The sequence below is a fragment of the Kitasatospora sp. NPDC001261 genome, assembly GCF_042896795.1.
Taxonomy (GTDB): Bacteria; Actinomycetota; Actinomycetes; order Streptomycetales; family Streptomycetaceae; genus Kitasatospora.
In genome coordinates this window covers 255,302-268,820 of record NZ_JBIAXP010000002.1, presented here as the reverse complement: position 1 = coordinate 268,820, position 13,519 = coordinate 255,302, and the positions used below count along the sequence as shown (strand labels likewise).

Here is a 13,519-nt window from a genome sequence, read left to right as displayed (position 1 = left end):
GTCGCGGCCGCGGCCCCCGGATCACCGCTCAGCGGGTCACCGCGCCGCTCGGAAGACCACTCGGCCTTCGTCGGAGCGGGTCACTCGGCCTTCTTCACTTGGCCTTCTTCGAGAAGTACTCGAACATGTGCTGGGCCACGTCCTCCAGGTACGGACCGGCCTCGTAGGTGTTCGCGCCGTTGCCGATGGAGGTGTCGCTGACCAGGGCGGGCTTGCCGTCCTTGGTCGCGTACCAGCCGCCGCCGCTGCTGCCGCCGGTCATGTTGCAGCCGATCAGCAGCATCGCCGGGCGGCTCGGGTCGCCGGTCTTCTTGGACGGCTTGCCGCCGTCGCAGTGCTCCAGCTCCACGCCGTCGAAGGGCTTGCCCTCCGGGAAGCCGTAGTTGCTGACGGCGCCGACCTGGTCACGCGGGGCGTTGAACCAGAGCGGGACGGAGCCGCCGACGGTCTCCTCCAGCGACTTGCCGCCCGGGCTGGGGTTGGCGACCTTCACGATGCCGAAGTCGTACTGGCTCCACGGGCCGCCCTTCTCCGGGTCGGCCTCCGCGGCCCACTGCGGCGAGACCATGCCGGAGGTGGCGGTCCACTCGCCGTACGGCTCGGCGTCCTCCAGCTTGGCCTGCTTGTTGCCGTTGCTCAGCACGCCGTTGCTGTTGAAGGCCGGGGCGAAGGTGATGTCGGTGTAGTACTTGTTGCCCTTGCCGCCGTGCAGGCAGTGGCTGGCGGTCCACACCAGGTTGCTCTTGCCGGGGTTGGCCGGGTCGGAGACGACGGTGCCGGAGCACACGTAGTCCTCGTTGCCGTCCTTGAAGAAGATCTTGCCGTTGACGTGCATGTTCTTCGGGAACGGGTGCGCCACGGGCTTGGCCGGGACCATCGCGGGCAGCTGGTCCGCGCCGCCGCCACCGCCGGGCTGGGCCGCGGTGGGCTGGGCCGTGGGCGCGGCCGAGGCCGAGGCGGGCGCGCTGGTGGCCGGCGCGGCGCCGGTGGGCTGCGCGGGCGGCTGGGTCCCCTCCGGGGCGGGCTGCGGCAGCGGCTTCGGCTTGGCGTCCAGCAGCTTCTGCAGGGTCCAGTAACCCTTGACCGCCGGGGTGATCACGTTGGCCTGGGCCCACTTGTCCCAGTCCTCCAGCTTCCAGGTCTTCAGCTCTTCGAGCGTCGGAAGCTTGATCGGAGCCGCGCCCGGCGTACCGGAGGCGCCGGCCGTGACGCCGGGAGCCGCGGTCACGGCCGGGTCGGCGTTGTCGGGGCCGCACGCGGTGGCGACCACCATGGTCAGCGCGACGACGGAGGCGCCCAGGACGGCACGGCCCGGCCGGGATATCGGTGACATGAGTTCAAATCCCCCTGTTGACTACCGCCATGCGGCCCGTTCCCCGGGTGCGGCCCCACTCGGCCGCAGGCATGGCAGGTGAGGAGTCTGCCATGCGTCCGGGGGACTCCCGAATTCCGCACCGGACCGGGACGGGGCCGTCACCGGATGGGCACGGGATCGGCACCGGGGGCCCGTCGCGGGGCGGTCCCGGGGGGTGCGCTCGGCGGGTCGCGCGGTGGTCCCGGCGGGCCCGGCGGCCGGTAAATCGGTTGCACGCCCCGGGCGGGCTGCCTAGCGTGGTCCGGGTCATCAGCCAGACAAGGAGAAGGCCGTTGCTCTACTGAGGTCCCGGGACACCGCCCCCGCCGCGCAGGCCCTGCTGCCGTCGCGCGGTGCGCGAGTGTGCGACCTCAGTCACGGCCCGTGGCACTCCTCTGCGTGACGCCACCCCTTCGTTCCCCCGGCCGTGCCCGGTTTCCGCACCCGCGGTGTCTCCCCGTGTTGCTCACCACCCCTTCGGCAACCACCCCGGGAGGCCTGTATGGCACACCACCCCACCACCACCGCCGTCCTCTGCACCGAGCTCTCGTTCGAGTGGCCCGACGGCAAGCCCGTCCTGGACGGCTTCCAGCTCGCCGTCGGCCCCGGCCGCACCGGCCTGATCGGGCTCAACGGCGCGGGCAAGTCCACCCTGCTGCGGCTGATCGCGGGCGAGCTCGCCCCGACCGGCGGCACCGTCCGGATCGACGGCGAACTCGGCTACCTGCCACAGGGGTTGACGCTCGACACCACCCTGCGGGTGGACGAGGCGCTCGGCATCCGCGCCGCCCGCGAGGCCCTGCACGCCATCGAGTCCGGCGACACCGACCAGCGCCACTTCGACGCGGTCGGCGACGACTGGGACGTCGAGGAGCGCGCCCGCGCCACCCTCGACCGGCTCGGCCTGCACCGCCTCGGCCTCGACCGGACCACCGGCGAACTCTCCGGCGGCGAGGCCGTGCTGCTGCGGCTGGCCGCCCTGCTGCTGGCCCGCCCCGACGTCCTGCTGCTCGACGAGCCCACCAACAACCTCGACCGGGCTGCCCGCGAGCGGCTCTACGAGACGGTGGCCGGCTGGAACGGCGTGCTGCTGATCGTCAGCCACGACCGCGAGCTGCTCCGGCACGTCGACCAGATCGCCGACCTCCGGGATGGCGAAGTCACCTGGTACGGCGGCAACTTCGAGGAGTACGAACGCACCCTCGCGGCCCAGCAGGAGACGGCCGAGCGGCTGCTGCGCAACGCCGAGGCCGACGTCCGGCGCCAGAAGCGGGACTTGGCCGAGGCCCGCATCCGGCTGGACCGCAGCGCCGCGTACGGCAAGAAGCGCTCGGTCACCCGCAACGACCCGCACATCTTCGCCGGGATGCTCAAGCGCAAGGGCCAGGAGACGGCCGGCCGGCTCCAGGGCATGCACACCGAGCGCCTGGAGGAGGCCAAGGCCCGGCTCGACGCGGCCGAGGAGGCCGTCCGGGACGACGCCGAGATCCGGATCGACCTGCCGCGCACCGCCGTCCCGGCCGGGCGCACCGTGCTCACCCTGGACAGGGTCCGGCTGCCCCACGGCACCACCGCCGACCTCGACCTGCGCGGGCCCGAGCGGATCGCCCTGGTCGGCCGCAACGGCGCCGGCAAGACGACGCTGCTGCGCACCATCGCGGGCGAACTCGCCCCGCCGGCGGGGGAGGTCATCACCCCGGTGCCGCTGCGGCACCTCCCGCAGCGGCTCGACCTGCTGGACGAGGAGCGCTCCGTCGTGGAGAACGTCAAGCTGTTCGCCCCCACCGCCGGGGACAACGCGGTCCGCGCCCGGCTCGCCCGCTTCCTGTTCCGCGGCGCCCGGGCCGACCAGCCCGCCGCCACCCTCTCCGGCGGCGAGCGGTTCCGGGCGACGCTGGCCGCCCTGCTGCTGGCCGACCCGCCGCCGCAGCTGCTGCTGCTCGACGAGCCGACCAACAACCTGGACCTCGCCAGCGTCCGCCAGCTCACCCAGGCGCTGTCCGCGTACCGGGGCGCGCTGATCGTGGCCAGCCACGACCTGCCGTTCCTGCGCGGCCTGGGCCTCACCCGGTGGCTGGAGCTGGACGGCGAACTGCGGACGGTGGGGCCGATGTAGCGCCTACTGCTGCTCCTGCCGTTGCTGCTCCTGGTCGTTCTCGGCGTTCCCCTGGTCGCCGTGGTCGCCCTGGCTGCTTTGGTTGCCTTGGGCGTCCTCGGTGAGCATCCGGCGGGCCGTGCTCAGGGCCGAGTCCCTGAGCGCGGCCAGCTCGTCCGGGGTGAACACCGGCGTGCGGACGTTCGGCGGGATGCCTGGGCCGTCGAAGGTACTGCCGTTCCTGGTCAGGTACTTCTCGTTCGGCAGGACGGCCATGAACTCCGGCGAGAGCGACTTGATCATGATGTCGGAGAAGACGCCCTGGGTGTTCTCGCCGACCCGGAGCACCCGCGGGGAGCGGCCCGTCATGGCCTGGGTGAAGGTCTCCGCGGCGCTGGTGGAGATCGAGGAGGTGAGCACCGCCACCGGCCCGGTGAAGTGCCCGCCCGCCGACGGCCGTACGGTGATCGGCTCGGGCCGGGTGAACTTCGTCGGGTCGGCCGGGTCGTTGCGCGCCACCTTCCGGTAGGCGACGTACGGGCGGTCGGTGAGCCGGGCGGCGATGTGCAGCCCGAGCGCGTCCGAGCCGCCGCCGTTCAGCCGCACGTCGACGACCAGGCCGGTGGGCCGGTCCGGGCCGGCCAGCACGGCGTCCAGCGCCCGGTCCAGCTCGTCGACCTGGCTCCGGAAGTCGCCGTCGGTGTAGCCGTCGAAGCTGCTCACCCGGAGGTAGCCGAGGCCGTCCGGGAGCCGGCCCACGCCGAGCCGGCCGCCCGCGAACTGCTGCTCCGGGCCGGTGAGCTGGGCGGCCGAGGCCTGCAGGGCCCGCGCGGTCAGCTCCGGGGTCTGCACCGTCGAATCCGGCCGCTGCCCGCCGAAGACCTCCTTGGCGTGCCCGTCGACCACCCGGGCCAGCCCGGTGTGCGCGTCGCCGAGCGGGCGGAGCATGTCCGTGAAGACGTCCTGCAGCCGGTCGGCGGTCGTCGCCGGAGTGATCGTGGGCCGCTTCTCGTCCCGGACGGCGTGCCAGTCGATGCCCTTGGCGGCGAAGAACGGGTAGTTCTCCTCGAAGTCCTCCCAGAACCGGTCGAAGACCGCGAGCGGGTCGTTGGGAGCAGGCCGCGCGCACAGCGGCGGCAGGGCGTCCAGGCGGGTGAGCGACTTGGTGCCGACCCCGCTCTCCTCGCGTTCCACGGCCTGGTTCCGGCCCTTGGGGGTGAGCGTCATGGCGAGGTTGCCCACGGTGTAGCGGGTGGTGCCGTCCGGGCCGGGCGCCGAGGCCTGCGTCCCGGTGACCCACCCGGGCAGGCAGCTGTGCGCGGTCACGTCGTAGGTGGTGACCCGGCCCCCGGAGACCGCGATCAGCAGGCCGTAGCCCTCCGTCCGCCAGACCCCCTCCAGCGGGTTCCCCCGCCCTTCCTGCGCCGCGGCCGCCCCCGGTGCCGCCAGCCCCACCGCCGTCGCGAGTGCCAGTGCCGCGGCCGCGGTCCTGCCGACGCCGCTTCCGGTCCTGCTGCGCGCCGTTCCCGTCGTGCGTCCTGTTCCCGTCCTGCGCGCCGTTCCCGCCGTGCGCGTCATCCGTGACCTGCGTGCCATTCCTGACCTGCGTGTCATCTCCGGCCTCCGCCGAAACCCCGGTCTCCCCCGCGGAACCCCTCCGCCACCGCTCCCCGTCGACGCTACGGCCGGCCCCACCGCCCGGGCGTCATCCGACGAGCCGCACCCGCTTCCTCCTCCGGGCGCACCGGCTTCCTTCTCCGGGCCGACCCGGAGCCGGGCGCAATGGTCCTCGGCGGTCTCGACAGCGACCGTTTTGACTGCGGGTGAAAAACCGCCGTCCGCGGCCCCAACTACCCGTCGCTCCAGTACCATCGGCGGCATGCCTGCGCTCACCATCGAGTACACGGAGCACGAGCTCGCCGCGATCCGCGAGGCCGCCGCCGCGGACGGCAAGACCGTGAAGGCCTACGTCCACGACCTGAGCGTGCGCGAGCAGCAGCGCCGGGTCTTCGTGGACCACGCGGTGGCGTTCTGGAAGGCGCACCGGGCCGAGTTCGACGCCGCGTTCCCCGAGGACGCGCCCGCCGCGTGAGCGACGGGGGAGCGTGAACTCCCGGGGCTATGCCTGCGGCGTCGACCGCAGCCTTCCCGCGATCCGCGTCCCGAGCCGGTCCAGCCCGACGACGAGTGCGGCGAGCGCCACGAACTCGACGGTCAGCAGGGCTATCTGGCCCCAGACGTAGCCGTAGCCCTTGGTGGTCGGGTCGAAGAAGAAGTACGGGTAGGGCATCGGGTAGTCGTCGAACAGCGCGTTGCGGGTGAGCACGATCGCCGCGTAGCCGAGCGGGAAGCCCAGCCAGAGCGGGATGTCCTTCCACGCCGAGGCGTTGCGCGGCTTGAGCACCAGCCAGTCGGCGATCACCATCACCGGCGTCACGTAGTGCAGGAAGAACGACGACCAGTGCGCCAGCTTGTCCGGCCCGCTGACCAGCCCGGGCAGCGGGTTGGCGCCGTGTTCGAGCAGGATGTGCGAGACCAGCCCGGTGATCAGGATGTACAGCGTGGCGGCGCCGCGCAGCCGGGGCGCGGGCGCGTCCACGGTGCCGCGCTTGAGCATCCAGTACACCGCGCCGATGAAGTAGCCGAACACGATCACGTTGCTCTGCACGGTGAAGTAGACCAGCGGCGCGGTCCCGAGGGTCAGGCCGAGGCCCGCCGAGAGCACGATGCCCATGCGCCACCAGAGCGCGGGTCGGGTCCGGACTGTCATGCGGCCACCAGTTCGTTCCAGGCGATACGGGAGGTATCGGACGTCGAGGGGGAAACCCGCACTCTACTCGCTGGTACCGATCGGATGGAATCCACGTTCGAGGCGCTCGGGCGTACCGGGGGCACGGGGGGATGGTCGCGGTGGATCCTGAGCAGGCGTCAGCCCGGCAGCACGAAGCCCGACTCGTACGCCGCGATGACCGCCTGGGTGCGGTCCCGCGCGCCGAGCTTGGCCAGCACGCTGCCGACGTGCGTCTTCACCGTCTCCTGGCTCACCACCAGCTGCCGCGCGATCTCGCCGTTGTTGAGCCCGGTGGCCATCAGCCGCAGCACCTGCCCCTCCCGCTCGGTCAGCCGCCCGATCGGCCCCCGGTCGCCCGACCCGGCCTCCCGGCGCCGGTCCGCGCCGTGGCGCAGCGCGAGGTCGCGGACGGCCGCCGGGAACAGCAGCGAGTCGCCGCGCGCGACCAGCCGCACCGCCTGCACCATCTCCTCCGCCCGGGCCCGCTTCAGCAGGAACCCGGCGGCGCCCGCGCGCAGCGCGTCGTACACGTGGTCGTCGTGCTCGAAGGTGGTGACCACCAGGATGCGCGGCGGCGGGGCCATCCCGTTGACCAGCTGTTCGGTGGCCCGGATGCCGTCGATGCCGGGCATCCGGACGTCCATCAGCACCACGTCCGGGCGCAGTTCGCGCACCAGTGGAACGACCTCGGCCCCGTCGGCGGCCTCGCCGACGACGGTGAGGTCCGGTTCGCTGTCGATCACCACCCGCAGGCCCAGGCGGACCAGCCGCTCGTCGTCCGCGATCACCACCCGGATGCCGTCGGCGCCCTGCCGTGCACCCTCGTCCACGGCGTCGTACCCCATCTCGTTCATGTCCTCGTTCACGTCGCCCCTCCCACCGGCAGCCAGACGGCCAGCCGCCACGTCGTTCCGTCCCCGTCCGGCCCCGCCGCGCTGCCGCCGTGCAGGGCCGCCGCCCGCTCGCCGATCCCGCGCAGCCCGCGCCCGCCGCCGGGGCGGCTCGGCCGGGCGGGGCCGAGCGGATTGGTCAGGTCGATCTCCAGCCGGCCGTCGGCGAGCCGGACCCGCAGCCCGGCCGGGGCGGGCCCGGCGTGGCGCAGCACGTTGGTCAGGCCCTCCTGCACGATCCGGTACGCCTCGCGGGAGACCGGCTCGGGCAGGCCGGCCAGCCCGGGCGCCAGCTCGGCGTCCACCGCCACCCCGGCGCGGCCGAGCTGGCGCAGCAGGTCGTCCAGCCCGGCGAGGGTCGGCCCGGCGGGCCCGGCGGCCTCCGGGTCCTCCTCGCGCAACAGCCCCAGTACGGCGTCGAGTTCGGCGACGGCCGCCCGGGCGGTCTCCTCGATCGCCGCGAGCGCCTCGGCGGCGAAGTCCGGGTTGCTGCGCAGCACCCGGGCGGCGGCCGAGGCCTGGATGCCGACGGCGCTGAGCGCGTGGCCGACCGAGTCGTGCAGCTCGCGGGCCAGCCGGTTGCGCTGGGCGAGCACGGTGGCCCGGCGCTCGGCGGCGGCCACCCGCTCCTCCGGGGTCGGGCCGAGCAGGGCGGGCGCCCAGCGGGCGAGCAGCGCGCCGCAGACGGCGTTGGTGCCGACGATCAGCAGCAGAACGCCGAGACCGAGGGCCGGGCCGGTGACCAGCCAGCCGGGGAAGTGCCGCTCCCACATCCGGACGAACTCCCTGGTCCCCGCGAAGCCGCAGACCAGCACCACCGCGAACGGGGTGCCCGCCAGCGTCATCCCGGCGACCACCCCGCCGAACAGGACGTGCAGCACGTACCAGAGCGCGGTGCGCCACCGGGCGCCCCAGGAGCGGGCCGGCCCGGTGGCCAGCTCCTCCGGCCGGGCCGCCGAGCACAGGGCCCGCGCCGCCGCGCCCTCCAGTCCCCGCACCATCGGCACCAGCGCGGTGACGGCGGCCATCGGCAGCGAGGTGAGCAACGACAGGACGTAGAGCAGCAGTTGGCGTCCGGGCGGCTGGTTCGGGTTGAGCGCCCCGTACAGCACCACCGACAGCATCCAGTACGGCATCAGCAGCGCGCCGCCCAGCACCAGGTGCACCCAGCGCAGCCGGGCCCGCCGGCCGACCGACGCGCCCGCCGCACGCCGCAGCCGGACGCCCACCTCTCCCGTACGCCGCAGTCGCATGCCCACCCCCGTGATCACCCGCGCGACTCTACGGCAGCGGTGCGCCGGAGGGTGCCGCGTTCGGTGAGCGCGACCGCCCCGACCGCCAGGACCAGCACCGCGGCCACCACCTGGGCACCCTGGACCAGGGGCGTCAGCCCGGGGACGGCCGTCCGCAGCTCGGTCACCCGGGTCGTCGTCGCCCCGAAGGCCACCAACTGCCAGGCGCCCCAGCCGAACAGCGAGCCGGCCGCCGTCCAGACCACCAGCAGCGGCCCGAGCAGCCGGCGCCCCGGACGGACCCGGAAGACCAGGACCAGCAGCGCGGCCGCCGCGGCCACCGCCATCACCGCGGTCACCCCGTTCATCACTGCCACGCCCCGGGACCGGCCGTCCACCAGGTCCTGCGGCACTCCGGCGGTGCCGCCGAACGCCCAGTAGACCCGGGCCGCCGCGACACCCGCGGCGAGCAGCGCGGCGACGCAGGCGAGGACGCGCTGCACGGTCAGGGTGGGGGAGTCCGGCAGGTCGCCGATCCGCTCCCGCAGCAGCCCGGCCCAGCGCTGGCGGGCGTACAGCACGAAGGCGGTGATCAGCGCGAGGCCCTGGACGGCGAAGCCGCCGTACACCACGGGGAAGACCCAGCCGCCGAGGCCCTTGTCGTCCGGGTCGGCGCTTTCCGGCCCCAGGACCAGGAGGCTCAGCAGGTACAGCGGCAGCGCGACCAGGATCGTGCCGAGCAGACCGGTCGCCACCCACATCGGGAACGCCACCAGCCCGGCCGGCGCCCGCCGCCCCCACGGCCGGACGAACGCCAGCGCCAGGGCCACGGCGATCGCGTCCATGCCGAAGGTCAGCAGGTTCACCAGCCACAGCCGGTCCATCTCGCCGGGATCGCCCGCCCCCACCGGATGCCCGGTCAGCCACAGCAGCTTCAGCGTCAGGTACGGCCCGGTCGCCGCCACCGCCGTCCACGCCGCCCCGGCCCGCACCACGTGCTCGTTGATCCTCATGCCCCCACGGTCCCGCCGGGCCGGGCGCCGGGGCCTCCGCCCGGGGCGCGATCCCGCTCCCCCTGGCGGGGGATCTCGGCGGGCGGGGGATCCTCCGGGGGGCCTCTCCGGGCGGCGGGCTCCGGTCTCAGGCCATCCGGTGGATCACCCGGTCCTCCTCGTCGGTGCGGCCGTCCGGGTCGGCGACCAGCCCGAGCCGCTCGGCGAGCCGGCGCGAGGGCAGGTTGTCCGCGTGGATCAGGGCGACCACCGGGACCCCGGGGTGGCGCGGCAGCGCCTCCGCCATCGCCGCCCGGGCCGCCTCCGCCGCGTACCCGAGGCCCCAGGCGGACGGCCGGAACCGGTAGTAGAGGTTGAACACCCGCTCCCCGTCCAGGGTGTGCAGGTAGAGCCCGGCGAACCCGATCACCGTCCCCGGGTCCTCCCGGGTGGCGACGGCGCAGTACCCCACCCCGTCCCGCACCCAGTCGGCGACGAACCCGTCCAGCATCTCCCGCGCCTGGACGAGCTCCCGCTGCGGCCCGTGCGGGTTGTACCGGTTGGTCTCCGGATCCCCGTGGATCGCGAACACCGCCCCCACGTCCCCCTCCCGCGGCCGCGTCAGCACCAGCCGCTCGGAGACGGCGACGACGGTGCGGGCGGTGTGGTCGGTACGGTCGGTGGTGGTGGTGCTCATGGTGCTCCCCCATGTCTCACGTAATAGGTCCATCGCAAGATAGACCATTACCCCGACACCCGCCCGCCCATTTCCGCCCGCTACAGGATCGGCTCACACCCGATCGCCTGGCCGCCGGCCGTGAGGAACTGCTTCCAGGCCTCGTCGGAGGTGGAGAACAGGTGCCCCAGGTGCCTGATCGCGCCGATCCGGAAGTAGACGGGGCGACCGTGGCAGGTCACCACGATCTCGTCCCGGGGGAGGGACCCCACCCAGCGGGCACGGCCGAACGCCGGCCTGGTGTCCCGGTCGGTGGCCTCCGGCCGGAGCCGGGACTCGGTGGCGATGACGAGGGAGGAGGTGCTCCCGTGCGCATCCTCAGGCGTGATCTCGCAGGTCCACAGGGGATCGGATCCGACGGTCACGGCCTCCCTGTAGCGCTTGTCGGGCGAGCGCTGGACGGAGACCCCCGGCAGGCCGCAGACCGCGTCGCCGTCGGGCTCCCGCTCGGTGGCGGCCGGGGCCAGCTCGTGCAGGACGGGCAGCGGCGTCTTGCCGCAACCGCGCTGGTCCGCGATGCGGTCGGCCGCCGACACGGCGAGCCGGGCGAGCTTCAGCGGGTCGGGATCCTTCCCGGAGTACGCGGTGACCCTGGCCCAGAGCCCGTTGGGGCAGCCCTCGGGGAGCAGTGCCCACGCCTCGTCGCCACGGACGGCGCCGACCGCGCCACCGTTCGCCGAGGCGGCGAACGTCCGGGCGCCGGGAGGGATCGGGAGGTGGAACACGTCCTTGCTCTCGCCGAGGGACACCCGGATGTTCCGGTCGTCACCGAACATCCCGCCGGCCACCTGCACGGTGCAGACCGCCGTGCCGCGGCTGACGTTCCCCTCGTACGGCTCCGCGCTGACCTTGCCCGACCCGAGCGCTTCGTTCACCGCCCGTGAGCTCACCACCTCGTCGCACACGCTGTCCGGCCCGAACCTGTTGGTCATGTCGTCCGCCAGCAGCGCCCACCCGGCGACCCCCAGCCCGGCCACCAGCCCGACCGCCGCCACTGCCATGACCCCGGCCCGCACCCGCAGCCCCCGCGTGGTGAACCCCCGCCGGTCGAGCGCCGCGTCCATCCGCCCGACCGGGCCGCTGGCGGAGCCGTTCTTGTCTTCCATGGTGTGTCGTTCCCCGGTTGCTGCTCGGTCGGTCGGATTCAGGCGTGCTCCTGCGGGCGGCCGGTCATCAACCGGCCGCCCGCAGGAGGGGAGGCGTCACAGGATCGGCTCACAGCCGATCGCCTTGCCACCGGCGGTGAGGAACTGGCGCACCAGGTCGTCCTGGTCGGGGAAGAGGTAGCGCTTCTCAAGCTGAGAGGAGTACCCGCCGGTGACGGTGAAGAAGACGTCCTTGCCCTGACAGCTCGTGACGAGCGTTCCGCCGGCCACCCACTGGGCCCGACCCAGATCGGAGGCCGTACCGTTCTTCCGACCCAGGGCGGTTGTCTGCGGCTCGGTGGTGATCGCGAACTGCTGCACCCGGCTATCGCGTCGCGGGTCCCCGCCGATCGTGCAGGACCAGATCGGGGCGGTGGCGGTGGTGACCTGCTGTGGCATGCGCCACCGGGCCTCGGGGTTCTTCGCGGGTGCGAACCCCGGCAGGCCGCAGAGGTTGGCCCAGTCCGGGTCCGAATCGATGCCCTTCTCCGACAGGCTCGCCGGTGCCGGGGGCACCCCGTTGCCGCATCCGCGCGCCTTGGCCACGTCGTTGGCGAGGGCTACGGCCAGCCGGGCCCTGGTCTCGTCCTGGCCGGTCTCACTGGTGCGGACCTCGGCTCGAACGCCCTTCTCGCACCCCTCGGGGAGTACGGCCCATGCGACGTCCGGCGTCACCGAACCGGCAGAGTCACCGGAGAACAGCCGGGCGTCCGAGGAGGCCAACGCGCCCGGACCGTCATCGGTGTTGTGGGTGATGGTGAACTGTGCGACCGCCGTGGAGGTCTGGAACAGGCCGGAAGTGACCCTGGTGGTGCAAGTGTTCCCGGTGTAGTCCTCCGTGGCGGAGTAGCGACCCTTGCTCTCACTGATCCGCCCCGACCCCAGCAGGTGGTGCACCTGGTCCGCGGTGACCGCCCCGTCGCACACACTGCCCGGCCCGCCGAGGTTCGTCAGCCGGTACAGCCCGAACCCTGCCGCCCCTACCGGAACGAGGGAGAACGCCACGAGTACGACCGCCAGCCGTACCCGCAGCCCCCGCGTGGTGAACCCCCGCCGGTCGAGCGCCGCATCGACGCGCCGGGCGAGGCCTGTGGCGGAGCCGTCGGGCTTGTCGTCGTCCTTCGTTTCCACGATGTGCTGTCCCCTGTGTGTTGCTCGGTCGGCCGGAATCACGCGTGCCTGCGCGGGCGGACGGTCGCGAACCGGCCGCCCGCAGGAGGAATCAGAGGATCGGCTCGCAGTCGATCGCCTTGGCACCGGCGGTGAGGAACTGTTCCCAGGTCGTCTTGCCGATGAGGTCCCGGAAACCGTCCACTTCGAACCGGAAGCGGGTGGGCCGTCCCTGGCATGTCGCCATGACTTCGTGTTGCCCGACCCAGTGGGCTCGGCCGAAGGCCGGGCCGGGGTCGAGGGTCCACGGCTGGACGAGGCGCGGATCGGTGCCGATGGAGAAGGTGATCGCGGACCTGAGGTCCGCGTCCGAGTGGATCCTGCAGGCCCACAGCGGATCGGTCGCGTTGGTCACGGTCTCCTGATAGACGGGGCCACCGGGAGTGTCGGGCATCGTCAGCCCCGGCAGGCCGCAGACGGCGTCGCGGTTGAGGGGGCGGTCCGCACCCGCCGGGGTGAGCTCGCGCGGTGCGGGGAGCGGCGCCCCGCCGCAACCCTGTTGTGCCGCGACGCGGTTGGCCACCGCGGTGGCGAGCCCGGCGAGCTTCCGGGCGTCGGAGGACCGGGACTTGACGGTGGCCCGCTGCCCGTTGGCGCAGTCCTTCGGGAGCAGTGCGAAGCCGTACGACGACTTGTGCACGGCGCCGGCCGCGCCTCCGTTCGCCGAGGCGGCGAACAGCTGGGACTCCGCGTCGTACTTGAACCTGGCGAGGTCTCCGGCCTTGGGGAGCTCGATGACGGCGAACCGGTCGTTGCCGAAGATCCCGTTGCTCACCATCGCCGCACAGGACGCGCCGGGGGTGTCCAGCTTCCCGTCGCCGTACATCGTGGAGCTGACCTTGCCCCACCCGAGCGCGTCGTTCACTTCGTCCGCGCTCACCGCGCCGTCGCACACGACGTCCGGCCCGGACATATTGGTCAGGTTGTCCGCCAGAAAAAATCCCGCCCCGGCCGTGACCGCCGCCACCCCCGTCATGGCAACCAACGCCTGCACTCGCAGCGGCCGGGTGGTGAACCCCCGTCGGCCGGGCGCCGCATCGACGCGCCCGGCCAGGCCTGCGGTGGAGCCGTCAGGCCTGTCGTCGTCCTTGTTGTCCACGATGTGTTTCCCCCT

General features: G+C 73.4%; 12 protein-coding genes. 2 read left to right on the top strand and 10 right to left on the bottom strand.

Translation table 11 applies throughout. The annotated features are described in order from the left end of the window. Positions 1-94: 94 nt before the first annotated feature. A complete protein-coding gene (locus tag ACFY4B_RS04145; RefSeq protein WP_387966403.1) occupies positions 95-1,333 on the bottom strand; it encodes a hypothetical protein in 1,239 nt (412 codons plus the stop codon). A gap of 523 nt (positions 1,334-1,856) precedes the next feature. On the opposite strand from ACFY4B_RS04145, the gene ACFY4B_RS04140 reads away from it, so the two are divergent. After that, entirely contained in the window at positions 1,857-3,470 is a 1,614-nt protein-coding gene (locus ACFY4B_RS04140) for an ABC-F family ATP-binding cassette domain-containing protein (RefSeq protein WP_387966402.1), read from the top strand. 3 nt (positions 3,471-3,473) lie between these two features. Here ACFY4B_RS04140 and ACFY4B_RS04135 read toward each other — a convergent pair whose 3' ends face one another. Then, a complete protein-coding gene (locus ACFY4B_RS04135; protein ID WP_387966401.1) occupies positions 3,474-5,027 on the bottom strand; it encodes a S41 family peptidase in 1,554 nt (517 codons plus the stop codon). A gap of 301 nt (positions 5,028-5,328) precedes the next feature. On the opposite strand from ACFY4B_RS04135, the gene ACFY4B_RS04130 reads away from it, so the two are divergent. Next, positions 5,329-5,541: a hypothetical protein gene (locus ACFY4B_RS04130; protein WP_074002239.1), complete on the top strand. Its 213-nt coding sequence runs from the start codon at positions 5,329-5,331 to the stop codon at positions 5,539-5,541. Positions 5,542-5,568: 27 nt separating this feature from the next. On the opposite strand, the gene ACFY4B_RS04125 is transcribed toward ACFY4B_RS04130, so the two are convergent. From ACFY4B_RS04125 to ACFY4B_RS04090, 8 genes are all read right to left on the bottom strand, one after another. Continuing rightward, positions 5,569-6,219: a Pr6Pr family membrane protein gene (locus ACFY4B_RS04125; protein WP_049658279.1), complete on the bottom strand. Its 651-nt coding sequence runs from the start codon at positions 6,217-6,219 to the stop codon at positions 5,569-5,571. 158 nt (positions 6,220-6,377) lie between these two features. Next, entirely contained in the window at positions 6,378-7,085 is a 708-nt protein-coding gene (locus tag ACFY4B_RS04120) for a response regulator (RefSeq protein ID WP_380738498.1), read from the bottom strand. 17 nt (positions 7,086-7,102) lie between these two features. Beyond that, positions 7,103-8,401 (bottom strand): sensor histidine kinase, encoded by a 1,299-nt coding sequence (locus ACFY4B_RS04115; RefSeq protein WP_387966400.1) that lies wholly within the window; start codon positions 8,399-8,401, stop codon positions 7,103-7,105. Next, positions 8,398-9,375, bottom strand: coding sequence for a hypothetical protein (locus tag ACFY4B_RS04110; RefSeq protein ID WP_387966399.1), 978 nt, complete (start codon positions 9,373-9,375; stop codon positions 8,398-8,400). The genes ACFY4B_RS04115 and ACFY4B_RS04110 overlap by 4 nt, the downstream gene beginning before the upstream one ends. Before the next feature lie 127 nt (positions 9,376-9,502). After that, positions 9,503-10,051 carry a GNAT family N-acetyltransferase gene (locus ACFY4B_RS04105; protein WP_387966398.1) on the bottom strand — a complete coding sequence of 183 codons (549 nt, stop codon included), beginning with the start codon at positions 10,049-10,051 and terminating at the stop codon, positions 9,503-9,505. Between the two features lie 80 nt (positions 10,052-10,131). Further along, positions 10,132-11,196 (bottom strand): hypothetical protein, encoded by a 1,065-nt coding sequence (locus tag ACFY4B_RS04100; protein ID WP_387966397.1) that lies wholly within the window; start codon positions 11,194-11,196, stop codon positions 10,132-10,134. Between the two features lie 96 nt (positions 11,197-11,292). Then, positions 11,293-12,366: a hypothetical protein gene (locus ACFY4B_RS04095; RefSeq protein WP_387966396.1), complete on the bottom strand. Its 1,074-nt coding sequence runs from the start codon at positions 12,364-12,366 to the stop codon at positions 11,293-11,295. A gap of 91 nt (positions 12,367-12,457) precedes the next feature. Continuing rightward, positions 12,458-13,504, bottom strand: a complete 1,047-nt coding sequence (locus ACFY4B_RS04090; RefSeq protein ID WP_387966395.1) for a hypothetical protein — start codon at positions 13,502-13,504, stop codon at positions 12,458-12,460. Positions 13,505-13,519 lie beyond the last annotated feature (15 nt).

What these genes read in the sequence shown, in the direction of transcription:
- ACFY4B_RS04100 (WP_387966397.1), bottom strand. Translation starts at nt 11,196, where the DNA reads ATGGAAGACAAGAACGGCTCCGCCAGCGGCCCGGTCGGGCGGATGGAC.
- ACFY4B_RS04125 (WP_049658279.1), bottom strand. Translation starts at nt 6,219, where the DNA reads ATGACAGTCCGGACCCGACCCGCGCTCTGGTGGCGCATGGGCATCGTG.
- ACFY4B_RS04140 (WP_387966402.1), top strand. Translation starts at nt 1,857, where the DNA reads ATGGCACACCACCCCACCACCACCGCCGTCCTCTGCACCGAGCTCTCG.
- ACFY4B_RS04130 (WP_074002239.1), top strand. Translation starts at nt 5,329, where the DNA reads ATGCCTGCGCTCACCATCGAGTACACGGAGCACGAGCTCGCCGCGATC.
- ACFY4B_RS04110 (WP_387966399.1), bottom strand. Translation starts at nt 9,375, where the DNA reads ATGAGGATCAACGAGCACGTGGTGCGGGCCGGGGCGGCGTGGACGGCG.
- ACFY4B_RS04105 (WP_387966398.1), bottom strand. Translation starts at nt 10,051, where the DNA reads ATGAGCACCACCACCACCGACCGTACCGACCACACCGCCCGCACCGTC.
- ACFY4B_RS04145 (WP_387966403.1), bottom strand. Translation starts at nt 1,333, where the DNA reads ATGTCACCGATATCCCGGCCGGGCCGTGCCGTCCTGGGCGCCTCCGTC.
- ACFY4B_RS04120 (WP_380738498.1), bottom strand. Translation starts at nt 7,085, where the DNA reads ATGGGGTACGACGCCGTGGACGAGGGTGCACGGCAGGGCGCCGACGGC.
- ACFY4B_RS04135 (WP_387966401.1), bottom strand. Translation starts at nt 5,027, where the DNA reads ATGACGCGCACGGCGGGAACGGCGCGCAGGACGGGAACAGGACGCACG.